Source organism: Streptomyces sp. NPDC060031, from assembly GCF_042736805.1.
Taxonomy (GTDB): Bacteria; Actinomycetota; Actinomycetes; order Streptomycetales; family Streptomycetaceae; genus Streptomyces.
Map to the genome: position 1 here is coordinate 1 of NZ_JBHWVM010000075.1, position 22,950 is coordinate 22,950.

Consider the following 22,950-nt stretch of genomic DNA (forward strand, 5'->3'; position numbering starts at 1 on the left):
TAAACAGACGGCCGGCGCTGTATCCGGGCGGGCTTTTGGTGTAGCAGTTCCTTCGGGGCCCTGGTGCCATAGGCACCAGGGCCCCTCCACGCGTTCCGGAAGAGGTTCAGGCTTCCTCCGCGCCCTGGGCGAAGCCCGCCTCATCACCCCGCTCCGCTCGGACGGCGGGCACCGCCGCTACTCCCGTTACCAGCTCGAAGAAACCCAGCGCGTCAACACCGAATACCGCCGCGCCGCCGAATCGTCTGCTTCGTAGAAGACTCGGTTGCGCGGCCAACGCCGGGGCATGCGGAGAGGACGAGACGAGCCGTTGGTCCCGATGGGGCCCGGAGTTCGGGGTTCGGGGTTCGGTTGCCGAGGATGAGGAGACGGGTCCGTGAGCGGTATGTGGAGGTACGAGCAGGACAGCGGTTACACGTCCCGGCAGTCGCTGGTCGGCTTCACCGTGGAGGCCGCTGACGGTGTCATCGGACACGTGGACCGCCAGCAGGACCAGCCCGGCATGCAGCACTTGGTGGTCGACACCGGCATGTGGGTGTTCGGCAAGAGCGTCCTGATCCCGGCCGGCGCCGTCACCGGCATCGACTCCGAAGCGCAAACGGTGAAAGTCTCGGGCACGCAGGAAGAGATCAAAGCCGCCCCCCAGTTCACCACCGACAGCGAAACAGCCGACCACGATTACCTGTCCGCGGTCGGCGACTACTACGTCTCCCTCCGCCGCCCGCTCGCACCCTGACCGGAAGCCGGTCGGCAACTCGCCCGCCCCACGCGACTGGGCGGGCATGCATCAGAACGTCGTCGTGCTCAGTGGGCAGCGAGGAAGACGGCGATGTAGTGCGCGGTGAAGGCTGCCACGGTCAGGGCGTGGAACACCTCGTGGTAGCCGAACCAGCGGGGTGAGGGGTCGGGGCGCTGGAGGGCGTACACGACCGCGCCCGCGCTGTAGAGCAGCCCGCCGGCCACGACCAGGGTGAGTACGGCCGCGCCGCCGCTGTGCAGGAAGTCGGGCAGGTAACGCACCGGTGCCCAGCCCAGGGCCAGGTAGCAGGGGGTGTACAGCCAGCGCGGAGCTCCGATCCACAGGACGCGGAAGGCGATGCCGGCCAGAGCGCCCGTCCACACGATCCACAGGAGGACGGACCGCTGGTCAGGGGAGAGAAGGAGAACGGCGAGCGGGGTGCAGGTGCCGGCGATGATCAGGAAGATGTTGGCGTGGTCGAGGCGGCGCAGGACCGCCTCGCCGAGTGGTCCCCATGTGCCGAGGTGGTAGACGGCGCTCGTCCCGAACAGCAGCCAGGCGGTGACGGCGTACACGGTGCAGGCCAAAGTGGCCTGCGGTGTTCCTGCCAGGCAGATGAGGACGATCCCTGCGGCCAGAGATGCGGGGACCATGCCGGCGTGAAGCCAGCCTCGTAGCTTCGGCTTGATCGGCTCCACCAGATCGGCCGCCCGCTCGAACAGGGCGGAAACCGGCTGGGAGTCCTCGCTTCCTCCATCCGTTGGTGCGGAGAAAACACCGCCGGCTTGGGCGTCGTCTCGGAACACTGCTTCCCGTCCTGACTCGGACTGCTGGGCATCACTGGCAACCATGTGTTCATGCTAGGAGCCTGCCCGGAGCAGCATTACCTGAGGTCGGCCGCAGTCCGCCGGCGCGGCGTCGCCGGGCGCGGCCGGTGCAGCCGCCTCATGGTTCCGGTCCCGGCAGTCTTCCACCAACTTGGGCTGCGGAACTCGTGTAATCCGCCAGGCCACGGGAACAATCAGGGCTTCTGAACGGGCCTCTCCGCTCTCCTACGTCCAAGGACCGCCGATGCTTCCCGAGTTCCGCTCCCACGCGTCCGTCCCCCTTTCCCATCAGCTGGAACAGCGGCTGGGGCTGGACCCCCGTCTCGAAGCCGGCCGGATCGACGTGGAGCGGGTCGCGGACATCGCCGTCGTCGCATCGGCCCACTCCGACGGATACGCGGCCACCGCACACCTCCTCGGACTACTGGCCGCGCTTCCCGCCCCCACCGAGGCCGGAGAGCACTTCTGGTCGGACTTGTGGCGGTCCTCGGGCTCCCTCTACCTGCTCCCTGCCAACATCAAGGCGTGCGTGCTGCGGTCGCTCGCCGGGGAAGGCACCGGTCTGGCCGGGCAGATCCTCTCGGCTGTCGACGAGATGACCCCGCCCCAGCGCATCGCAGCCGGCGAGGTCATCGGCCAGGCACTCTCCGAGTCCGACCACCTCCCCGAACTCAAAACGCAGGTCATCGGCGAGCTGTGGCTCCGCGACCTCGAACTCACCGCCTGGCGCGTCCTGCACGCGGACCACAAATCAGCCGATCCGGCCGGGCGCAGGGCTTTCCTCGAAGCGTGGACGAGCGTCTGATCGGCAAGGCCGACCGTGCCGTTCGGCCCCGACCGCACCCGCAGAGCCGGTGAGGGGAGGGAGGCCTTCTCCGAGCGGCCGGTGTTCAGTTCCGGAACAGCCCCGGTGGTCCGACGGCGCGGGGCGACGGTCGCGGTCGGGCCCTCCTCGGCCTGCTCGCCGCCCGCGGCCCTGATGTCGTCGTCGCGAAGACTCCGGGCCGTGCGCCTACTGCGGTCGGGCGCTCAGTAGCGCGCCTGCCAACGGCCGGACGGCAGCTGGCGGGCGGTGCCGAATGCGCGCCGCCGCTGCGGTTGCGGACCGCGGCGTTCCTGGATTCGAAGCCGGCGCGCGCGGAGGCCCGATAGGTGGCCACCACGTTGTCGAGGAGCTCCATGGCGCGGCCCGTGGCCGCCGGGCTCGGCGGCTGACTGCCTGGTCTGCGCGGGCGGGGACATCGCGCCCAAGGGACGGCAGAGCAGCGCCAGTTGGCGGTCGCAGACCCCCTTCCGAGGAATCGCCGGGCGCGTGCGGCAGCAGACACACCACCCTGCTGTGCCATGCAGCGACGTCCTACGGCTTTGCCCGCTTTGACGACGCGACAGATTCGCAAGCGTGTACGAGATGTTCCCCCCTCCCTGACGTTCCATCACCCATGTAGACCCATTTTTCCGATATACGGCCTATTACGCTGAAATATGCGTGCTTACTGCTGGGTAACGGCGTATCACTACCTCTGGCAGGGAGCCGCTCGGCGGCCCCCGCCCAGGGTGAGCCTGCACGAGGGATCGCAGGTGGGGGGCCGCCGCCCTGGCCAGCGACCGTCATGGGCGCCCGGGATTCCCCTTCGGGAGGACTGAGGCTCGAAGCAACAGAAAGGTCCCGCTATGGCATTGGATGCCATTCAGTCGGATCCACCCGACAGAAGGCCTAGACGCAATCTGTTCAAACGGGGAGCCATCTTCCTGCTCCCCGCCGCGCTGTTCGCGGTGGCCACTCTGATCCCGTACTCCGCTCAGGCCGCGGAAGCCCCTGTGGGGCTGGGGACCGCCACCAACTACGCGGTCCTGGCCGGTTCAACGATCACCAACACGAACAACACCATCATCAACGGAGACCTGGGGCTCCACCCGGGCACAGCGGTGACCGGCTTTCCGCCCGGCATCGTCAACGGAACGCAGCACATCACCGATGCCGCCGCCGCTCAGGCGAAGTCCGACCTCGTCGTCGCCTACAACGACGCGGCAAGCCGTGGACCCGGCACCGCCACTTCGGCCGACATCGGCGGACAAACGCTGGCGCCCGGCGTCTACACGGCCTCGTCAACGCTGAACATCACCGGAACGGTCACTCTCGACGGCCAGAACAACCCCGACGCCGTCTTCATCTTCCAGATCCCCTCGACGCTGATCACAGCTCCGGCGAGCGTCGTGGCCTTCATCAACGGCGCGAATGCCTGCAACGTGTTCTGGCAGGTGGGCAGCTCCGCCACCATCGACACGACCTCCCAGTTCAAGGGCAACATCCTGGCCCTGACGTCCATCACGCTGAACAACAGCGCCGTGATCGAAGGCCGCGCCCTCGCGCGCAACGGCGCGGTCACCATGGACAACAACACCATTACGAGGGCGGCTTGCGCCGTTGGCCCGCCTGGGCCTCCCGGACCGACGGGTTCGCCGGGACCGACGGGTCCGACGGGTCCTCCCGGACCGACGGGTTCGCCCGGACCGACGGGTTCGCCCGGACCGACGGGTTCGCCCGGACCGACGGGTTCGCCCGGACCGACCGGCGCACCTGGTCCGACCGGCGCACCTGGTCCGACCGGCAGCCCTGGTCCGACCGGCGCTCCCGGCCCTGACGGCTCCCCCGGTGCCCCCGGCTCCCCCGGCGCTCCTGGTCCGACCGGCAGCCCCGGCCCGACCGGCGCTCCCGGCCCTAACGGCTCCCCCGGTGCCCCCGGCTCCCCCGGCCCTAACGGCTCCCCCGGTGCCCCCGGTGCCCCCGGCTCCCCCGGCGCTCCTGGTCCGACCGGCAGCCCCGGCCCGGTCGGCTCGCCCGGACCCGTCGGCAGCCCCGGACCCGTCGGCTCGCCCGGACCCGTCGGCAGCCCCGGACCCGTCGGCAGCCCCGGACCCGTCGGACCTGCGGGACCCGCAGGGCCTGCCGGACCCGCAGGGCCCGCCGGACCCGCAGGGCCCAAGGGGCCGCGCGGGGACAAGGGCGAAAAGGGTGACCGCGGCGACCACGGCGACCACGGCCACGGGCACCACGACCACGACGAGGGCGGACCCGGCCACGGTCACGACGACGGGGACGAGGACAACGGCGAGCACGGCCACGACCACGACCACGACGGACCCGACGACGGCGGTCCCGGCCACGGGCACGACGGGCCCGACGACGGCGGACCCGGCCACGGTCACGACGGCCACGGCAAGCCTCCGTGGACCAGCTTCCTGCCGGGCAACCTCGACGGCGTTCTGGGCCCCCTGGGCGCCGGCCACGCGGCCAAGAGCGTCAACTTCGCCCACGTGAACGCCGCCACCCGCCAGCAGCCGCAGGGAGCGTCGACCGCACTCGCCGCGGACCAGGCGAGCAGCGGGCCCGGCATCATGGCCGCCTCCGCAGCCGCACTCGCATTCATCGGAGGCTCGGTCCTCTTCACCATGAAGAGAGTCCGGCGTACGGCGACTCGACAGGACTAGCCCATCGCGGCCGTGACCGCCTCACACCCCTGACCCATCGGAGGCCGGGGCCGGAACTCGGTCACGCACATGGAACGCCCTGACGGCCGCTCGGCAGCTGAGCCCCTGGACTCGTCGTCCAGGGGCTCAGTGCGGCGGCTGACGGACCCGCCGTCAGGACATCGGGGGACGGGTCGCCTGCACGCGCTGAACTCCCTGCCCCGGCCGGCGCAGGTCAGACCGGGATTCCGTACGGCGGCCGTACGTCTGGACGACTTCGTCGATGAAATGCCGCGTACGTTCCGGCCCCAGCGCCCGGGCCTGCAAGTGCGCATACATGTCGCTGTAGAGCCGCACGTCGGATCGTTTCTCCAGATAGAGGTCGCTGGTGAACCTCTCCAGATACACCACGCTCACATCGGCGGCGTCGGCGAATTCGAGCAGCGCGAACTGTCCCGAGACCCCCGGGTGCGCACCCACATCGTGAGGGAGAGCCTGCAGGGTGATGTGCGGCTGGGCGCTGAGGTGACTCAGATGGTCCAGCTGTTCGCGCATGACCTCGCGGCTGCCCACGACGCGCCGCAGCGCCGATTCGTCCAGTACGGCCCATAAGCGCAGCGGGTTGCGCGGGGCATCCAGCCGGCCCTGGCGCCGCAGCCGCACCTGGAGCCGTGTGGCGGCCTGTTCGGCAGTGACGCGAGGGATCGTTCCTGCGATGACAGCCCGTGCGTAGGCGGGAGTCTGCAGCAGGCCGGGGATCACCATGGGCTCGTAGAACCGGATCGCGGCCGCCTCGGCCTCCAGGCCGATGTAGGCGCCGTACGGGATGTCGGCGTATGAATTCCACCAGCCCTGCTGACCCGATTCCTTGGCCAGCTGCATCAGGTGGTCAATACGCCGCTGGTCCTGGACTCCGTACAGCATGCAGAGATCGCGCACGTCCCGCGGCTTGATGAGGCGGCGGCCGTTCTCCAGCAGGCTGATCTTGGGCTGGGAGATCAGCAGGCGCTCCGCCACCTGCTGCGTCGTCATTCCGCTGATCTCCCGAAGCCGACGCAGCTCCGACCCCAGCCGGCGTCTGCTGACGGTGGGATTCACAGTGACGCCCACGGGACGCGTACCTCCGCTCCAAAAGAATCTTGCACTGGCGAACAGACTGCCACGGCAGCGCTGCCGGATCCGCCTTGACTCCGCATTGTGCACGGCGATTCACGCCGGGCAAAAAAGGGTCTGATTTCGCATCGCCCTCACCCGACCGACCATATTTTTAGGTTCAAATTAGCAGAGATCCGAATACCTTCTCGAGGCGACCGGGACAATCGAAAATTGCTCCGGTATTGCAGCACTCAATTGCATGTTTCTGCGTAATATGCCAGCGCGGACGATCACCCTCCCGCCCTTCCGGGTCCCGAAGCTCTACGCCTTCCGGCAAGCCGCAGCCCTGCCCCTGATGCCGAAGCCTCCCAACAGGCATAGCCTGATAGGTGGGTCAATGCACTCTCACGTGCGGCGGCCCGGAAGGGCGGCCCCGGCGTGTGAATGTGCCGGGGCCGTTGTGGCCCGCGCCGGAGCCCGTGGCCGGAGCCCGTGCCCGTGCCCCATACAGGCCCCTCGGAGCGGCGAGCAGCGGTCAGCACGGGCACCTGGGCTCCCACACCGGTCTCCGCTGGACCCCCTGCGCCCCTGCGCGCTGCCGGCCCCCGTGGGCCCACGTTCCGAGGGAGTGCACACGTCGCGGCTGGTGGGTGTCCTTGCTCGCGAAACGCTGCAGTCGGGGTGAATCAATATCTGTGCCCGCGGTCTGAGAGTTTAATGGATCCCCCGGGGAGAGTTTTTACCGCCGCGCACAGGGTGGAAATATTTAACGTACACAAGGCACTGCGGCGTGCTACTGTCGATCTCGGTTGCAGTTTTGGTACCCAAAAACTTCAAGCTCCTCCAGCCGGCTCCCGGGCCCCATGGAAGCGCTTTATATTTCCCGGTCATTCTCCGGGCGGGGCATCATCGCGGCGACACGGTGTCCGTACAGTACGGATGCCGGTGTACTGCCCCAAAGGAGATATGACATGGCTGCTGGCACCGTGAAGTGGTTCAACGCGGCAAAGGGTTTCGGCTTCATCGAGCAGGACGGTGGCGGCGCTGACGTGTTCGCCCACTTCTCGAACATCGCCGCCCAGGGTTTCCGTGAGCTGCTCGAAGGCCAGAAGGTCACCTTCGACATCGCGCAGGGTCAGAAGGGCCCGACGGCCGAGAACATCGTTCTCGCCTGACGCTGACGCGCACTTTGTAGCTGGGGCCCGCATCCCTCGGGGTGCGGGCCCCAGCTGCACGCAATTCCCACAGTGATTTCACCTGCGGGAACAAGATCTTCAGGGATGTCACCCGCTTCGTGTGACATCACCATTTCAGCGCTTGCGCCGACACGGATTCCCCGTGGGCCAAGTTCGCTTTCGCATTCAATTCGGCCCGTTCTTGTGATTCCCCGCGCTGCTCTTCCGCTGCGGGAATTCCTTGATACGTGCCGTATCAAGGAAGGTTCTGAATGAACCCCACACGTACGAACAACCGCTCCTCTCGTACCCGCGGCCGCACCGGCGCCCCCGCTTTCGGCTCCGGCTCCGGATCCGGTTCGGGCCGAGGCAGCCGCTTCGCTTCAGCCGCCCCGAGCCGTTCCGGAGCTCCGAGCCGCTCGGGCGGCTACGGCCGGCGACCCGCCGCGGTGCAGGGTGAGTTCGCCCTGCCGAAGACGATCACTCCCGCGCTGCCCGCGGTCGAGGCGTTCGCCGATCTCGACATGCCCGCGGAGCTGCTGGCCGCGCTCGGCACCCAGGGGGTGTCGGTGCCGTTCCCGATCCAGGGCGCGACACTGCCGAACTCCCTCGCCGGCCGCGACGTCCTGGGCCGCGGCCGTACCGGCTCCGGCAAGACCCTCGCCTTCGGCCTGGCGCTCCTGGCCCGCACCGCCGGACAGCGCGCCGAGGCCCGCCAGCCCCTGGCGCTGATCCTGGTCCCCACCCGGGAACTCGCCCAGCAGGTCACGGACGCCCTCACCCCCTACGCCCGGGCCGTCAAGCTGCGCCTGGCCACCGTCGTCGGCGGCATGCCCATCGGCCGCCAGGCCAACGCCCTGCGCAACGGCACCGAGATCGTCGTGGCCACCCCCGGACGCCTCAAGGACCTCATCGACCGCGGCGACTGCCGGCTGAACCAGGTCGCCGTCACCGTCCTCGACGAGGCCGACCAGATGGCCGACATGGGCTTCATGCCGCAGGTCACCGCACTCCTGGACCAGGTACGCCCCGAAGGCCAGCGCATGCTGTTCTCCGCGACCCTGGACCGCAACGTCGACCTCTTGGTCCGCCGCTACCTCACCGACCCGGTCGTCCACTCCGTGGACCCCTCGCAGGGTGCGGTCACCACGATGGAACACCACGTGCTGCACGTGCACGGCGCCGACAAGCAGGCCACCACCACCGAGATCGCCGCTCGCGAGGGCCGGGTGATCATGTTCCTCGACACCAAGCACGCCGTGGACCGCCTCACCCAGGACCTCCTCAACAGCGGTGTCCGCGCCGCCGCCCTGCACGGCGGCAAGTCCCAGCCCCAGCGGACCCGCACCCTGGCCCAGTTCAAGACCGGGCACGTCACCGTGCTCGTCGCCACGAACGTCGCCGCCCGCGGCATCCACGTCGACAACCTCGACCTCGTCGTGAACGTCGACCCGCCGACCGACCCCAAGGACTACCTCCACCGCGGCGGCCGCACCGCTCGCGCCGGCGAGTCCGGCAGCGTCGTCACCCTGGTCACCCCCAACCAGCGCCGCGACATGACCCGCCTCATGGCCGCCGCCGGCATCGTCCCCCAGACCACCCAGGTCCGTTCCGGCGAGGAAGCGCTCCGCCGCATCACCGGCGCCCAGGCCCCCTCCGGCATACCCGTCACCATCACCGCTCCGGTGTCCGAGCGGCCCAAGCGCAGCGCCGCCTCCCGCGGTCGACGCAGTCCCGCTTCGGCTGCCCGGCGCGTGAGCGTGCGGCAGTCCGCCTTCGATGCGGCGGCCTGAGCACCCACTTGATCAGAAAACTGACCCATCTCTGCAGGAGGCACGTTTTGACGCTGGTCCAGATGCAGCCCCGCTCGGCGAACGCCAACCCCGTGCACCGGACGGTGGACGATGCCATGGAGGCGGCCGGCCCGCAGATCTGCGACGACATGACGGTCGAAGTGGCCTTGTCCGTCATGACCAGTGCCCACGCGGGACATCTGCTCGTCTGCGACGAGGACGGTCTGTGCACCGGACTGGTCACCCAGGCCCAGCTCGCCGCCATCCGTGACAGCGACGCGTACACGGACCGGGTCAGGCTGCGCGACGTCCTCGGCGACCGCGGCCCGTTCACCTCGCCGCTCACCACGATGGCCGAGGCCGAACACGCGATGCGCTACCGCCGGCTCGACGCCCTGCCCGTCGTCGACGAGCACGGCAGCGGTCTGGGCGTCCTCGCCCTCGCACGCTGAACCACCTCACCGCGGTCAGACCATTCACCTCTTCTCCCTGTGAGGCATCATGCGCTGCGTCATCGCCCGCTTCCCGTTCGACCTGACCAAGAGCGGCGTCCTGGAATCGATGAAGGGCATCAAGCCCGAGCAGGTCATCGGTGAGTCCGTGATCATCGGTCGCCGCACCTACCCCGTCAAGCAGGTCGGCCAGGTGATCACCCGCCAGGACCGCCGCGACTTCAGCGTCGGCGAAGTCCTCCGGGCCATGACCCAGCTCGGCTTCACCTGCCGCGGCCTTCCCCGGGCCGCCGCGCCCACGCGCGTCCTCAGCCCGCTCCAGCAGGCCTCCGCGATGCTCGGCATCCCCGTGGCCGTCTGACCGTCTGGCCGTCTGGCCGTCTGGCCGTCTGACGGATGGGAAGGGCGCGGGCCGACACCCGAGCAGCAGCGAGGAGGGCCCGACCGGCACGCGCCGGTCGGGCCCTCCCGCGTGCCGGGGGGGTTGCTCTGCGCAGCGCCGGCTCAGTGGTCGGAGTAGCTGAAGTCGCCCATCGTCCAGGCGCTGACGTCCGCGATCGAGACGCGGTACATCCCACCCGTCTCCGGGATCCCCACCGTGCCCTGAAGGATCCGGGCCACATGGAAGTGCAGGTGCGTGGGCGGCCCTTCCTCCCGTGTCGTGGCGGTGAAGATGGCGGAGAACTCGCCCAGGCGGGCCGAGTCCGTCAGGACCTCCGACACCCGCTGCCTCCACACGGCTTCGGGAGCCAGCCGACCGGTGATGACAGCGCCACCGGTGACCACGGTCAGGGACATCTGATTGCTCCGCCCGGACTCCACCAGCGCGGCGACGTCAACGAGCAGCTCGTCAGGCTTCGACATGGAAGCCGATTCTATTCGCCGCTCGTCCCGTCCCCCCGACCGGTCCCGCCACCCCTTTCCCTTGCGGCTGCACCCGGCAGCAACCCCTCTCCCCGCTCCGCGGGTTCGGCTCGACGGCGAACGCCCGCCGCGCGGGGTGTCGCGTTGCCATCGCCCGACGGGGATCGCAAGACTTGCCGCCGGTGACCGCCGGCCGTACGCGATCGGCACCGGCTCCGTACGAGTCCTCCTGCTGCGCAACTGGTTCGGCGACCGGTCGAGCTTCGACCCGCTGCGCGAGCACGTGAACGGGGACGCGTTCAGCTACGCGTTCCCGCGTCCGGTTTGCCGGTCGAGGGCGAGATGTGGGAGCTGTTCGCCGGGGCCGCGAAGAATCCCGGCGAGTCTCCCGAGGCCGTCGCCGCGGCTGTCGAACGGTTCCTCGGCCGCTGAGGCTTCAGGATCGAGCTGCCGGGTCGGCGGCGGCGCCGTCCGCGGGTTCGGGTGCGGTGGCGACGAGCATCTGAGCGGCCTGGGTGATGTTGTCGGCGCGGACGGCGCGGGCCATCGCCACGCGGGCGGCATCGGCGGCGGTGTCCGGGGGAACCACCAGCAGCGCGAAGTGGTCGTTGTCGCCGCGGGTGATGAGGACGGTGTCGTCGCCGACCGGATCGGAGTCCAGGTGCACGACCTGGTCGTCGATGACCAGGCGGGTAGGGATGTCCTGCCAGGCGCAGGCGTCCAGGCCGACCCGCGTGATGGGCCCGAGGTGCACGGTCAGTGCCGTGATCAGGGCCGGCAGCTCCGTCGCGACGTTCCTGGAGCGCGGCCACCAGGCACCGTCGAGGACCCCTTGGCGGGAGTGCGTGGTCTCCAGCCGGAGGAGGGCAGCACCAGGCTTGACCGCGTGGTGGATCGCGTCAGGAAGGAGCTTCAAAGGAGCGGGGGTGTCGGATGCGGCCATGGTGGTTCGCCTGTCTCGCGGTGTGGCCTGTCTCGCGGTGTGGCGACACCCCGTCCGGCGCCGGCAGCGGCTTCGGGAAGGCGGTTGAGCGGCGGAGTGCCTCCGTCATTTCACGGTACCCCGCCCGCCCCCCAGAGGGGGCCGGGGACCGCATCGCTCTGCGACCTCACCATCGCTGACGGAAAGCACCTGGTCAGAACAGCTTCCGGGACCGATGAACCGGAGTACCGTGGAGATACCGGGAGTATTTCGCACACCCGCTCCCACGCGGACGTCGTTTCCGGCGATCACTGCACCGGGCCGTTCTCGAACGGCCCGGGGACGGGTCCGCGATATGACCACGACCCTTGACCGCGCTGGCGACGGGGCGCGTGCCCCTACGCGGCCGGCGCGCCTGTCCCTCACGCGGAACAGCATGCTCGCAGGTCAGCTGGACGGTGCGTGGTGGCCGTATTCGCGTGACCTCGAAGCCGAGCTCCCCGCCCTCGCCGCCGCTCTGGACGAGCCGTGGGGGCGCATCACCCGCGTCAGCGTGAACCCGGCCCGCTGGCCGGTCATCCCGCACACGGTTCCCGTCGGCGGGCGCACCGTGCACGTGGGCTGGTTCAACGAACAGGACCCCGACAAGCTGATCCTGCTCTCCTACACCGTCGGCCGCTGGGACCTGCTGGTGGTCCCGCCCGAGACGGGGCCCGCGGCCGCGGCCCGGTTGATGGCCTCCGCCGCCGTCCCGGGCAGCGTCCTCACCGCCGGCGTCCTGATGGCCAACGAATCCGTCATCGGGCGCGGCGTCCGGGACGCCCGACGCCGGGAGGCCTCCTGGGAGAGCGAGGGAGGGGCCTGCATGTCCCCCTTCGGGAACCGGATGGACCGAAAGGCCGTCCCGTCGCCCTCGAGCACGTGGAGGTGAGCTCCGTGGAGACCCTCGTCCTCATCGCAGCGATCGTCCTCATGACCGGCATCGGAATGCGCTTGATCCACTTGCTCAACGCGCAGCACGACGCGCGGATCGCGGCCTACCACTTCAGCGACCCCCTCCCGAAGCCTCCCGGTCAGCCGGACGGCACCAGTCGTCGAGCCCACCGCACGGGTGCCGACCCGTAAGGAGCGGGCCTTCCGACTGACCGGGGCCACCCCGCCGACTCCGCCCACCACGAAAGGGACCAGGCCGACGTGAAGTACAGAGAGACGCACACACTGCCGTCCCCCGGACACGCCGAGGTCCGGATCACCGCGCACACCCCCGAAGCCGCCCGCGCGGTCGCGGAGGCACTGCGCTACTGCTTCGCCGGAACGGAACAGCGCAGCTACCCCGGCGTCGACGGCGACACCCGCCTCCACCTCACCGTGGACACGGCGACACCCGCCGGCCCCGTCCGTTCCTGGCTGGCCACCAGCAGGACCCTGGCCGGCAGCGGCACCCACTCCGACGAGATCTGACAGCCCGCAGCCCGGGAGCCCACCCCGCACCCGAGAGGACGCGGTCATGGCGACATTGCGCGAACGCAAGACCTACCGCGAACAGGTGCTCCGGGTCCTGTACGAAGCAGTCGAAGGCAACCGGCTCCTCGGTATCACCGGAGCTCAGCTACAGCGCGACCTGCACGTGCAGGAGCAGGATCTGGCCGCCGCCTGCACCTACCTGGCGGGCGAAGGGCTGATCAGCGTCGACTGGGAACCGGGCAACACTCCAGCCATGGTCACCCTCACGCACGAGGGAATCCGGCGCATGGAGGCCGACGAGGAGGAGCACGGCTGAAGCGCCCGACTTTCGGCACACACAAAGTGAGGTCCCCGTCCAACTCTGACGGGGACCTCATGGCCTTGCTACTTCTACTTCCTCGGAGCTAGCTTCGCGATGTATTGGTGCGAAACCCCAAGCATGGCGCCCGCGTCCCTGACTGTTACCTCTTCAGTAAGGAGCCGTGCAGCTTCCTGGAGTGCTTCCAGCGCCACTGCAGCCGCGCGCTCAGCTTCCTCCCGGGTCTTTTCAACCCTGGAAACAGCCTCGGCCATCTTGGGGTCGGCTGGCTTCAGCGCAATGTCGAATGATTCCTCTGGAACGTCCAGTAGCAGTGCTACCACGTCCTTCGTCATCCTTTCCGCTTCGGACCAAGACCGGCCTTGAGTGATTCCGGCGCGGTTCGCTGGAAGGCCCTTTACCTGGACAATCCAGTACTTTCCGTCATGCACCGCAGTCGCGTCATACGTAAGCTTGTCGCCCATTTCTCCTTCCCTTCCTGTTCAGATCGCCGAACTGGTGAGAGGCTGATCGGTGGGGGATGCCGAGTATCAGTCGGCATCCCCCGTGTCGATCAAGCCTCCTTTGCCCTCTGGATCAGATCCAGAGCCAGCCCTTTGGCGATCTCACTGTGTCGCGGGACAGGCAGGAGCACGTCGTTGATCGCATACACCTCGTGGCGCGATCCCTGCCTCACGAACACGAGATCCACCCCCTTGTCTGCGGCTACCTGCCGCAGTTCACGGAGTAAAACTCGCTTATGCATGGGATGCAGACTACTCGAGCAGCCACATCATGTCTACTTCATGCGACACTTCCTGGCCGTTCACGGTCAGCGGCTGTCCGGCTAGGGAAAGATCAGACGCCCGCCTCTGTCATCGCGGCGGCAGCGAGTGCCGCAACCACGCCGACCATCGTTGACACGCAACGTCGGTGAATGGCCGTGAGCTGGCTGGCGGGGCCTTCGTCTACGTCCTGGAGTAGTTGCATCACTGGGCGAGGCAGCAACATCAATGTCCGCCGGCGCTCGGGCAAGCCCGCTGGCGCTGCGCCCGAGCCGCGTAACCAGCAGCGTCAGCCCTGCTCGCAGACGCCTGTCGCCAACTCCGCGACACGGGACGGCATGGCTCGCGGCCTACTCGCGGAACGGGACCCGAGCGAGTACGAGAAGGCCCCGCCGATGTGGCGGCGTTCTTGCAGAGGATGGAACGAGGCGGCCGCAGGTCATCGTGCACGCACCCGACAGCCGGGGGCTGCGCGAGGTCAGCGTCGCGGGGAAGACCGTGGGGCGGGGGTGATCCCGACAGGCCGCCGGCCGTCGACCGGCCGATCGACCTGCTCCGCCAGGCCGCCGAGAGGCCGTAGACGAAGGCGGCCGCAGATGTTTGTCCCGTCCCGCCGGAACGCTGGGGAGCGGCCCGCGAGTTCAGGCGTTTGAAGTCGGAGGGCAGGGGCAACCGCGACTTCGGAGGTTGATTCATATGGTTCCCCTGCTTCTCGTTCTTCTGCTGGCCCTGCTCCTCTTCGGCGCGGGGTTCGCGCTGAAAGCCCTGTGGTGGATCGCGGTGATCGTGCTCGTGGTGTGGCTGGTCGGCTTCGTCGCCCGGCCCGCGGGTGGCAATAGCCGCTGGTACCGCTGGTAGTCCACCGAGTTTCGGCATGACGGGCGTAACGGCATAACGGCATAACGACATAAAGACGCAATGGCGTGACGGCGATTCGAGCTCGTTGCCCCTTGTTAGCGAAGGAGTTGTTTTCGCGTGACTGAGCATGTGTGGAGTTACAAGTCGACCTCGGGCCACCTGGCCGGTACCGACCTGACCGGCTACAAGGTCGAGGCAACGGACGGCGGCATCGGCAAGGTGGACAAGCACTCCGACGAGGTCGGTGACGCCTACCTGGTGGTCGACACGGGGGTCTGGATCTTCGGCAAGGAGGTCCTGCTGCCGGCGAGCACCGTCGTCAGCATCGACCCGGAGGAGCGGAAGATCTTCGTCGACCGCACCAAGGGCCAGATCAAGGACGCTCCCGAGTTCCACCGGGACCAGCACCTCGGCAACGCCGGATATCGCGAGGAGCTGGGCACCTACTACGGCACCGGCGCCCCCTTCGGCGGGCGCCCCGCCTGAGTGCCCCAGTGACCGTGGCCCGGACTCTTCGAGTCCGGGCCACACTGGGTTACTGGCCGGCGCTGGGGACGGCGAGGGGGTCGCCCGGGGCCTTCTTCTTGGCCCGCTCCATCTGTTCGCCGAGTTCGGTGAGGCGGTTGCGGCCCATGGCCTTGCGGACGTCGGGGAACCACTCCTTCTCCTCCTCCTCGACGTGATGGCGCACGTTCTCCATGAGGACGGACATCTTGGCGTCGAACCGCTCGTCGCGCGGGTCGAGGCCCTTGAGTTCGGAGAGCATCCACAGGACGACGTGGTGCTCCTCGACGCTTTCGAGGACGTGGTCCTTGGTGTCGGGAGCGGCCTCCCGGGCGGCCGGATAGAAGATCTTCTCCTCGATCCAGGTGTGCGTGGTGAGTTCGTCGATCACCTTGTCGGCGATCTTCCGCTTCTCGGCGTGCGCGTCGTCGCCGGCCTTCTCGAACTGCTTGAACAGCTTCTCCACCGTCTTGTGGTCTTCCTTGAGCAGCACGATCCCGTCCACCGGGTCCTCCTCGGCATCGGTGTATCGGGCGGCGCGGCCGGCCGCCCTGACGCCGTGTACCCGGTGCTTCAGGGCGCGCCTCCACCGTGACGGGTGTTTGGCCCGGAAAGGCGACCCCGCCTACGCCGTACGCCGATCGCCGCCCGCACAGCACTAGCGGGGAAGGCCGTCGGGGCATCCCGTCGGGAAGCGGCCAGGAGTCGGCGGGTCCTGGTCCATGGGGAAGAGCGGCAGGGTGCCGGTCATCTCAAGGAGGCGCAGGAGCTGGCTGTTGGCAGCCGCCAGGCGGACGACGGTGCCGATCTCCTCTGCCGCGCGTCGCGCTCCGAGGAGGGCGTTGAGCGCCGAGGAGTCGCAGAAGGCGAGGCGGGTGCAGTCGACCACCAAGGGCTTGGCCGGGGAGGCGTGGGAGAGCGCCTCGGTGAGGGCGAGCTGCAGGGAGGGTGCCGTCTCGATGTCGAGCTCGCCGGTGGGCCGGACCGCGACGGCGTGGTCCAGGACCTCTACGGCGATGTCGGCGCCGCCGGCCTCCCGGGGAGGGTGTTCGGCCATGGTGGGTCACTCCTTGGAGAGGGGGCGTGGCTCCTCGACGCCCGTTGGCGGGTCGATGGTTGGCGGGCCGATGTCGGCGGGTCGATGTCGGCGGGTCGATGTCGGCGGGTGCGGATTACGTGCTGCGCTGGTGGTGGCTGTCCTGGCGGAGCTGGTCGGCCTGTCGGGTCAACGCGTCGATGCGTTCGGCGAGCTCGGCGTCCTCGGGCCGCAGATGGGGGCGGGAGTCGGTCAGGGGGCGCATGAGCCGGGCGGCGTCGTTGTCCGCGAGGGCCAGGTTCAGGTCGCCGACGGCGCCCTCGGCGCCGGCCGGCAGGTCGGTGAGGGAGGTGACCTGACCAGCGAGTCGGCGCAGGTCGGCCGCATTGTCACGCGCCCAGGCGGTCACGGTGCGCTCGGCGGCGCGGAGGTCGCGGGTGGCCTGGACGCGTTCCTCGCCGGTACTTCCGGCCGTTCCCGGCCGCAGCCGCAGGTAGCGGCGTTCGGCAGCCTGACGGCTGGCGACCCCGAGGGGTCCGGCGAGGTCGGCCCAGCTCGCGCCCTGGTCGCGGGCGGTCGCGATCAGTCCGCTCTCCCAGCCGGCGAGCTGCTCGCGGACCTCGCGCAGCATCACCAGGGCGGCCAGAGCCAGGTGCGGGCCCGGCTCGGGCTCGGGCGCCGCCGCGGTCGCCGTCGACGCTGCTGCGGGGGGTTGCTGCGCGTCCCTTACGGCCTGGCCGATGGTCTCCAGAGCCGCGGCGGCGGCAAGGAGGGGGACCCGCGCGGCCGGGTGGGCGGACACCGATCCGGACGTGGACCCGGGGTGGGACCCGGGCTCGGACCCGGTATTGGGCCGGGACTCGGACTTGTTCATGGCGCACTCCGTCGCTTTGTCATCCTCCAGATGACGTCTTGCTTGTCATCGTTTCGATGACATGTTACAACAGAGGCACGTTGAAGCGCATTGGCAGTTCCTGCCTGAACCAACTGGAGGTGTTTCGCGATGTTGATGCGCACTGACCCCTTCCGCGAGATGGACCGGATCGTCCAGCAGCTGTCGGGGACGTCGGGCACATGGTCGAAGCCGTCCGTGATGCCGATGGACGCCTACCGCCAGGGCGATGTGTACGTGATCGCCTTCGACCTCCCCGGAGTGAGCACCGAGGCGATCGACATCGACGTCGAGCGGAACATGCTGAAGGTGAAGGCCGAGCGCCGGCCCTCGGGGAAGTCCGACGGCGTGCAGATGGAGCTCTCCGAGCGGCCCCTCGGCGTCTTCTCCCGCCAGATCATGCTGGCCGACACCCTCGACACCGAGCGCATCGAAGCCGACTACGACGCGGGTGTCCTGACCCTGCGGATCCCCATCGCCGAGCGCGCCAAGCCCCGCAAGGTCACCATCGGCGCCGAGTCCGGCCGCAAGCAGATCTCCGGCTGACCGGCCCGCCCCGGCGGCGGAGGGCGGGGACCCGATCCCCCTCCGGCACCCTGCCCTCCGCAGCACCCATGCGAAGAGGAAGGCAACCGCAGCACCATGCACGTCCCATCTCGACCGGACCGGTCCACCATCGTCATGACCTTCGACCAGATGCTGGAACGCGTGCGCCTCGAAGGCGCCTACCCCTCCCGCGAACGAGCCGCGGAAGCCGTCCGCAACGTCCTCGCCGCCCTCGGGCGCCAGGTCACCGGAGACGAACGCGTCGACCTCGCGCAGTGCCTGCCCGTCGAGGCCGCCCTCACCCTGACCGCACAGGTTCCCGACACCGAACAGCTCACCGGCTGGGGCTTCGTCAAAGACCTGGCCGCGCGCACCGGCGCCACGCCGGCCACCACGCGCTGGGACACGGGCGCCGTACTCGCCGTCGTCGCCCGTCTGGCCGGGCCCGACCTCCTCGCCCGCGTCCTCGACCGGCTCCCGGGCGGCTACGCGCTCCTCTTCGGCCGGGCAGAACTGCGGCAGCCGCAGACCGCCGCCTCCTGAGCCCGGACACGGGTCGCGTTCGAGTCCGAATACCTTCTCGTCGAACACGCGAAAACCTATGACGGCCACAGTAGACATTCGCTTGCAGCGTGGCTATGGTTTCTCTTGTAGCCGAGATCGAGCAAGGCCCGGAGAGACGAACTGCCGGGCACCGGTACACGCAGTGCGCAGGACGGTCCGGTGGTGGAGTACCGAAGCCAGGGTTGTTGCAGGACGGCGACGGGACTGGCGACCGGACGGGGTGGCCCGCAGTGATCAGGGGCTGCCAGGAGTAGTGCAGCAGTACGCAGTTCCGCAGTACCGAAGTGATCGAACCAGAGGGAAAGAACGGAGGAGTTGACCGCCATCAGGATCGCCCGGGCCGTAGGTCTGAGCCCGGGTACCGCAGGACATCGATAGTGAGGTGGTCTCCGGTCAAGCAACCGCGATCCCCGCGCCCCCGGCCCGTTTCAGGCCAGGTCCGCGGAAACAGAAGGTCGGCGCAGCACGAGGGCCGACAGATGGTGTAGCAGTTCCTTCGGGGCCCTGGTGCCGTACGGCACCAGGGCCCCTCGACGCGTTCCACAGAGAGGTTCAATGACCGCACACGATTCGTTCGACGGCCGTCTCGACGACGACGACTATCCCGCCTACACCATGGGCCGGGCCGCCGCCATGCTCGGTACGACCCAGGGCTTCCTCCGCGCCATCGGCGAAGCGCGCCTCATCACCCCGCTCCGCTCAGAGGGCGGACACCGCCGCTACTCCCGTTACCAACTGCGCATCGCCGCCCGCGCGCGGGAACTGGTGGACCAGGGCACGCCCGTCGAGGCCGCCTGCCGCATCGTCGTCCTCGAAGACCAGCTCGAGGAAGCCCAGCGCATCAACGCCGAATACCGCCGCGCCGGCGGAACTCCCCATCCGCCGGCCGCAGTGTGACGACGACGCCCGCCCGCCAGGTGTGCACGCGCGGTGGGCGTAACTGAACGCGCGGATTCGGCGACGGCATGTGTCCAATGGGCGGGAGCGGGGTTAACGTCCGTCGTTCCCGGGGAGTGCCATGAGTCTGCCGTCCGGTCCGCCCCCTGAGGTGTCCGCGCCTGAGGTGTCCGCGCCTCGGCGGAGGTCCAGGTTGATGAGCGCGGTCTCGGCCGTGCTGATCACGCTCACCTGCATCCTCGTGCCGGTCTCCCTGCTCACCGTCTGGGTGCACGACATCGTGCTGGACACCGGCCGGTACGTGTCCACGGTCTCCCCGCTCGCCTCGAACCCGGCCATCGAGGCCGCCGCCGTGCACCGCATCACCGAGGCGGCCGACGTCCGGGTCGACGGCGCCCAGGTCACATCGGACCTGGCGAAGTGGCTCGAGTCCCAGGGACTGCCGCCCCGCGTCGGAACGGCGGTCAAGGCGCTGGGCCCGCAGCTGGACTCGGCCGCGGACGCGGCCGTCTCCAAGGTGGCGACCCGGTTCGTGGAGAGCGACAGGTTCGAAACCGTCTGGACCACCGCCAACCGCGCCGCCCACTCCGCGGTGGTGCACGCGCTGACCGGTGAGGGCCGCGGCGCGGTGGGTGTCGACGGCGGCACCGTCACCCTCGACGTCGGGGCGGCCGTGGAGAACGTCAAAGAGGACCTCGTGAAGGCAGGTCTCACTCCTGCCGAGAAGATCCCCGAGGTCAACAAGCAGATGGTGCTCTTCCAGTCCGACAAGCTGGGGAAGATCAGGGGCGCCGTCCACCTCCTCGACGTCCTCGGCGACTGGCTGCCCGTGCTCACGGTGATCCTCGGTGCCGGCGGAGTGCTGCTCGCCCGGCGCCGTCGCCGGGCCCTGGTGACCACGACGCTCGGCGCGGCGGCCGCCTGTCTCGTCTTCGGCATCGGGCTGGCCCTCGTACGCCACTACTACCTCGACCACCTCCCGGCGCAGGTCCAGTCCCCGGCGGCGGCAGCGGCGGTCTTCGACACGCTGGTGCGGTTCCTGAAGGTCAGCATCCGGACCGCGATCGTCCTCGGGGTCGTCGTGGCGCTCGGCGCCTACCTCTCCGGCGCCGGCCGGCTCCCGCGCGGCGTGCGCGGCAAGGCCGAGCGCACGGCCGACTCCGCGGCGCGCTGGGGCTCCGCCCACGGGGTGCACACCGGCCGTGTCGGCGTGTGGGCGGATGCCCACCGGCGCTGGGTCACCACCGGCGTGCTGCTCGTCCTCGCGCTCCTGTTCGCGCTGTGGAACCACCCGACGGTGCTCACGGTCCTGCTCCTGGTGGTCATCCTGCTGGCCGTGCTCGCCGTACTCGCGCTGCTGGCGGCCGACGGCCGGGGCGGGGAGAGGGGCTCCGACCGGGCAGCGCACACCGAGGAGCGCTAGTGCTGTGACCGTGCAGGGGAGGCGGCCGGGGATGCGGCCGGGGTACGGAGCCAGCGCGCCGGCACCGGCTCGCGGGCCAGCACGTAGCCGACGGCGATGGCGACCGTGATGACGACGAACAGCATGATCAGCCAGGACAGCAGGACGAAGACCGAGCCGAGACTGCCGAACTGCCGCAGGCTGCGCTCCACGGCATGGGGCATGTAGATCCTCGACGCCACGGTCAGCAGCTGCTCACCGACCCCGGCCAGCACCGCGCCGGGCAGCAGCGGCAGCCACGGGACCCGGCCACCGAGCAGCAGGTGCTGGGTCCACCACCACAGCAGCGTGCCGCTGACCAGTCCGAGGAAGAAGCCGACGGCCCGACCGGTGTCGAAGGCGGTCTGGATCGGCCCCTGGAACAGCAGGGCGGTCAGCCAGACGGCGAGCCATGCCAGCCACCGCCAGGCGGCCAGCCGGGCCTTGGCCTTGGGGAGGTGCCAGGAGCGCTCGCACGTCATCTGCAGGGCGCGGCTGCAGGCGGTCGCGGACAGCAGTGTCACCAGGATTCCCACTCCGCCCGTGCTCGCCGTGGCCGTGCCGTCGGTGGCGGAGTACACCGACCGGACCTGGTCCAGGGAAGCGTCCGTGAGCCCCAGCGTCGTACGGATGGACGAGACGAGCTGCTCCTGGAGCCAGGCCGGGGCGACGGCGCCGATCACGAACAGGGCGGGGACCGCCCCCAGGAAGGCCTGCGCGGCCAGCCTGGTCGCACAGTCCAGGACCTTGACGGCCGCGAGCTGCTCCAGGATCCGGCTCAGCAACGGGGTGTGTTTGCGCATCCAGCCGGGGACGGCCCGGACGGCCCGCCACCGGGATCCGGCCTCCGTTTCCTGCACGGTGACACTCCTAGGGGCCTCGGGGCGCGGTTCGCGGCGGCTGCGACCGCCCTCCACGAGAACAATGACGGAATTGCCCGTATCCGGCATTTCGCCGCTCGGTGGCGACGCTCTCGTGATTGCATCCGTAACCGGCGCTGCGTCCACGGGGACCGTTGAGGAGGCTGGATGTCCGGCTCGGCTGAACGGCGTCAGCGGGAGGCACTGTTCCACCGGCGCACGCGCGCGATGCGCCGAGACCTGTCGCAGCTCGTCTGTGCGGTCGTCGGACTGGCGCTGGGCCTGCTCGCCCCGCTGCTCCCGGCGGAACCCCGGGTGGAATCCGGACGCGTGGTGACGCTCCTGTTCACCGTCGGGTTCGGCGTCATCGGCCTGGTGAGCATCATCTACTCGATGCTGTTCCTGGTCGTGCAGTTCTCCGCCAGCACCTTCACACCGCGCCTCGGCCTCTTCCGCGACGAGCCGATCGTCTGGCGGGCGTTCGCCTTCACCGTCGGCGTGTTCGTCTTCTGCATCACCGCGGGGGTGGCCATCGGCGCGCGCAGAGACGTCTCGTTCCTCGTCCCCTGCATCGCCATACTGCTCTCGCTGGTCGCGCTCGCCCTCATGTGGACCCTTCAGACGAGAGCGTTCAGATCGATCCAGCTCGCCCATTCACTGACCGCGATCGCCACCCGCGCGCACCGGCTGTTCGATGCGCTGTACGAACGGCCGTACGATCCGGACGAGGTCAGCGCGGCGCCTTCCGCGACGACCGACGCCGCCACCGTTCGCTGGTCGGGACCGGGGGTGGTGGTCCAGCAGATCGACGTACCCACGCTGGTCGGCGCGGCGAAGGCGCACGGCTGCTCGATCGTCTTCCGCGTCGCCCCGGGCCGGGCCGTGTCCCAGGGCATGGTGCTCGCCGAGGTGACGGGCGGTCACCTGCCCGAACGGGTGCTGCGCGACGCCATGGTGACGGGGTCGGAGCGCACCTTCGACCAGGATCCGCAATTGCCGTTCCGGCTGCTCGTCGACATCGCGCTACGGGCGCTCTCCACTGCCGTCAACGATCCGGCCACGGCGGTGGATTGCCTGGACCGCGTCGAAGACCTGCTGGCCCGCCTCGCCGACCGGGACCTGGACCGCGGCCACTTCGCGGACGAGGACGGCGCGTTGCGGGTGACGGTGCCGGTGCCCGACTGGGAGGAGTACGTCCGCACGGCCGTCGACGACCTCGTCTTCGCCGCCGCCCGCTCCCCGATGGCACTGCGCAGAATGCACACCCTGCTGACCCGGCTGGTGGAACGGAGCCCGGGCAGCCGTCACGGAGTGCTACGGGACCGGCTGCGGTGGGTGGAACAGGCGGGGGGTGACACCCATCCGCTGATCTGGGCGGCCCGGGAAGCCGGATAGCCGTCCGTGCCCGGCTCCGATCGCGCAGCAGAGGTGCGGGGCGCTCACCCGAATGCTGCAATGGCTGTAGAACTC

Annotated in this window: 27 protein-coding genes; 18 read left to right on the plus strand and 9 right to left on the minus strand. The window is 69.4% G+C overall.

Translation table 11 applies throughout. From position 1 onward, the window contains the following. Positions 1-385: 385 nt before the first annotated feature. A complete protein-coding gene (locus tag ACFWB8_RS27440; protein ID WP_385232688.1) occupies positions 386-736 on the plus strand; it encodes a PRC-barrel domain containing protein in 351 nt (116 codons plus the stop codon). Positions 737-804: 68 nt separating this feature from the next. Here the strand turns inward: ACFWB8_RS27440 and ACFWB8_RS27445 are convergent, their stop codons facing one another. Further along, positions 805-1,590: a hemolysin III family protein gene (locus tag ACFWB8_RS27445; protein WP_385232565.1), complete on the minus strand. Its 786-nt coding sequence runs from the start codon at positions 1,588-1,590 to the stop codon at positions 805-807. Positions 1,591-1,810: 220 nt separating this feature from the next. On the opposite strand from ACFWB8_RS27445, the gene ACFWB8_RS27450 reads away from it, so the two are divergent. Next, entirely contained in the window at positions 1,811-2,371 is a 561-nt protein-coding gene (locus tag ACFWB8_RS27450; protein WP_385232568.1) for a hypothetical protein, read from the plus strand. A 968-nt stretch (positions 2,372-3,339) separates the two neighbouring features. Then, on the plus strand, positions 3,340-5,055 hold the full coding sequence (locus tag ACFWB8_RS27455) for an ice-binding family protein (protein WP_385232571.1): 1,716 nt from the start codon (positions 3,340-3,342) through the stop codon (positions 5,053-5,055). A 153-nt stretch (positions 5,056-5,208) separates the two neighbouring features. Here ACFWB8_RS27455 and ACFWB8_RS27460 read toward each other — a convergent pair whose 3' ends face one another. Further along, positions 5,209-6,144 (minus strand): helix-turn-helix domain-containing protein, encoded by a 936-nt coding sequence (locus tag ACFWB8_RS27460; protein ID WP_385232574.1) that lies wholly within the window; start codon positions 6,142-6,144, stop codon positions 5,209-5,211. Positions 6,145-7,100: 956 nt separating this feature from the next. On the opposite strand from ACFWB8_RS27460, the gene ACFWB8_RS27465 reads away from it, so the two are divergent. The 4 genes from ACFWB8_RS27465 (at position 7,101) to ACFWB8_RS27480 (ending at position 9,910) form a co-directional block, all read left to right on the plus strand. Beyond that, positions 7,101-7,304 carry a cold-shock protein gene (locus ACFWB8_RS27465; RefSeq protein WP_385232577.1) on the plus strand — a complete coding sequence of 68 codons (204 nt, stop codon included), beginning with the start codon at positions 7,101-7,103 and terminating at the stop codon, positions 7,302-7,304. Between the two features lie 272 nt (positions 7,305-7,576). Beyond that, complete coding sequence (locus ACFWB8_RS27470) at positions 7,577-9,097, plus strand: DEAD/DEAH box helicase (RefSeq protein ID WP_385232580.1); 1,521 nt, start codon at positions 7,577-7,579, stop codon at positions 9,095-9,097. Positions 9,098-9,144: 47 nt separating this feature from the next. Beyond that, complete coding sequence (locus ACFWB8_RS27475; protein WP_385232583.1) at positions 9,145-9,549, plus strand: CBS domain-containing protein; 405 nt, start codon at positions 9,145-9,147, stop codon at positions 9,547-9,549. 49 nt (positions 9,550-9,598) lie between these two features. After that, on the plus strand, positions 9,599-9,910 hold the full coding sequence (locus tag ACFWB8_RS27480) for an SCO5918 family protein (protein WP_385232586.1): 312 nt from the start codon (positions 9,599-9,601) through the stop codon (positions 9,908-9,910). A gap of 143 nt (positions 9,911-10,053) precedes the next feature. Here the strand turns inward: ACFWB8_RS27480 and ACFWB8_RS27485 are convergent, their stop codons facing one another. Together ACFWB8_RS27485 and ACFWB8_RS27490 are read right to left on the minus strand one after the other, a co-directional pair. After that, positions 10,054-10,413 carry a hypothetical protein gene (locus ACFWB8_RS27485; protein WP_385232589.1) on the minus strand — a complete coding sequence of 120 codons (360 nt, stop codon included), beginning with the start codon at positions 10,411-10,413 and terminating at the stop codon, positions 10,054-10,056. 436 nt (positions 10,414-10,849) lie between these two features. Further along, positions 10,850-11,356, minus strand: a complete 507-nt coding sequence (locus ACFWB8_RS27490; protein ID WP_385232592.1) for a DUF5994 family protein — start codon at positions 11,354-11,356, stop codon at positions 10,850-10,852. Positions 11,357-11,690: 334 nt separating this feature from the next. Between ACFWB8_RS27490 and ACFWB8_RS27495 the strand changes: the two genes are divergently transcribed. The 4 genes from ACFWB8_RS27495 (at position 11,691) to ACFWB8_RS27510 (ending at position 13,115) form a co-directional block, all read left to right on the plus strand. After that, entirely contained in the window at positions 11,691-12,266 is a 576-nt protein-coding gene (locus ACFWB8_RS27495; protein WP_385232596.1) for a DUF5994 family protein, read from the plus strand. A gap of 5 nt (positions 12,267-12,271) precedes the next feature. Further along, positions 12,272-12,460: a hypothetical protein gene (locus tag ACFWB8_RS27500; protein ID WP_385232599.1), complete on the plus strand. Its 189-nt coding sequence runs from the start codon at positions 12,272-12,274 to the stop codon at positions 12,458-12,460. A 69-nt stretch (positions 12,461-12,529) separates the two neighbouring features. Beyond that, positions 12,530-12,796, plus strand: a complete 267-nt coding sequence (locus ACFWB8_RS27505) for a hypothetical protein (RefSeq protein WP_385232602.1) — start codon at positions 12,530-12,532, stop codon at positions 12,794-12,796. A 46-nt stretch (positions 12,797-12,842) separates the two neighbouring features. Further along, on the plus strand, positions 12,843-13,115 hold the full coding sequence (locus tag ACFWB8_RS27510; protein WP_385232605.1) for a hypothetical protein: 273 nt from the start codon (positions 12,843-12,845) through the stop codon (positions 13,113-13,115). A gap of 74 nt (positions 13,116-13,189) precedes the next feature. Here ACFWB8_RS27510 and ACFWB8_RS27515 read toward each other — a convergent pair whose 3' ends face one another. After that, complete coding sequence (locus ACFWB8_RS27515; protein ID WP_385232608.1) at positions 13,190-13,582, minus strand: type II toxin-antitoxin system HicB family antitoxin; 393 nt, start codon at positions 13,580-13,582, stop codon at positions 13,190-13,192. 996 nt (positions 13,583-14,578) lie between these two features. Here ACFWB8_RS27515 and ACFWB8_RS27520 point away from each other — a divergent pair. After that, the gene (locus tag ACFWB8_RS27520) at positions 14,579-14,740 is read left to right on the plus strand and encodes a DUF5670 family protein (RefSeq protein ID WP_385232611.1); all 162 of its coding nucleotides are present in this window, start codon (positions 14,579-14,581) and stop codon (positions 14,738-14,740) included. A gap of 117 nt (positions 14,741-14,857) precedes the next feature. After that, the gene (locus ACFWB8_RS27525; protein WP_385232614.1) at positions 14,858-15,226 is read left to right on the plus strand and encodes a PRC-barrel domain-containing protein; all 369 of its coding nucleotides are present in this window, start codon (positions 14,858-14,860) and stop codon (positions 15,224-15,226) included. 49 nt (positions 15,227-15,275) lie between these two features. Here ACFWB8_RS27525 and ACFWB8_RS27530 read toward each other — a convergent pair whose 3' ends face one another. The 3 genes from ACFWB8_RS27530 to ACFWB8_RS27540 form a co-directional block, all read right to left on the minus strand. Beyond that, a complete protein-coding gene (locus tag ACFWB8_RS27530; protein ID WP_385232617.1) occupies positions 15,276-15,749 on the minus strand; it encodes a hemerythrin domain-containing protein in 474 nt (157 codons plus the stop codon). Positions 15,750-15,902: 153 nt separating this feature from the next. Further along, positions 15,903-16,301: an STAS domain-containing protein gene (locus tag ACFWB8_RS27535; RefSeq protein WP_385232620.1), complete on the minus strand. Its 399-nt coding sequence runs from the start codon at positions 16,299-16,301 to the stop codon at positions 15,903-15,905. 115 nt (positions 16,302-16,416) lie between these two features. Then, entirely contained in the window at positions 16,417-17,154 is a 738-nt protein-coding gene (locus ACFWB8_RS27540) for an HSP18 transcriptional regulator (protein ID WP_385232623.1), read from the minus strand. Positions 17,155-17,283: 129 nt separating this feature from the next. Between ACFWB8_RS27540 and ACFWB8_RS27545 the strand changes: the two genes are divergently transcribed. From ACFWB8_RS27545 to ACFWB8_RS27560, 4 genes are all read left to right on the plus strand, one after another. After that, a complete protein-coding gene (locus ACFWB8_RS27545) occupies positions 17,284-17,718 on the plus strand; it encodes an Hsp20/alpha crystallin family protein (RefSeq protein ID WP_385232626.1) in 435 nt (144 codons plus the stop codon). Positions 17,719-17,853: 135 nt separating this feature from the next. After that, positions 17,854-18,261, plus strand: coding sequence for a DUF2267 domain-containing protein (locus tag ACFWB8_RS27550; RefSeq protein ID WP_385232629.1), 408 nt, complete (start codon positions 17,854-17,856; stop codon positions 18,259-18,261). A gap of 576 nt (positions 18,262-18,837) precedes the next feature. Continuing rightward, a complete protein-coding gene (locus tag ACFWB8_RS27555; protein WP_385232632.1) occupies positions 18,838-19,179 on the plus strand; it encodes a MerR family transcriptional regulator in 342 nt (113 codons plus the stop codon). Positions 19,180-19,375: 196 nt separating this feature from the next. Next, on the plus strand, positions 19,376-20,602 hold the full coding sequence (locus tag ACFWB8_RS27560; RefSeq protein ID WP_385232634.1) for a hypothetical protein: 1,227 nt from the start codon (positions 19,376-19,378) through the stop codon (positions 20,600-20,602). Here the strand turns inward: ACFWB8_RS27560 and ACFWB8_RS27565 are convergent. Beyond that, positions 20,599-21,480: a YhjD/YihY/BrkB family envelope integrity protein gene (locus ACFWB8_RS27565; RefSeq protein WP_385232636.1), complete on the minus strand. Its 882-nt coding sequence runs from the start codon at positions 21,478-21,480 to the stop codon at positions 20,599-20,601. The genes ACFWB8_RS27560 and ACFWB8_RS27565 overlap by 4 nt on opposite strands. Positions 21,481-21,648: 168 nt before the next feature. Between ACFWB8_RS27565 and ACFWB8_RS27570 the strand changes: the two genes are divergently transcribed. Beyond that, positions 21,649-22,875, plus strand: a complete 1,227-nt coding sequence (locus ACFWB8_RS27570) for a DUF2254 family protein (RefSeq protein WP_385232638.1) — start codon at positions 21,649-21,651, stop codon at positions 22,873-22,875. The last annotated feature ends 75 nt before the right edge of the window (positions 22,876-22,950 follow it).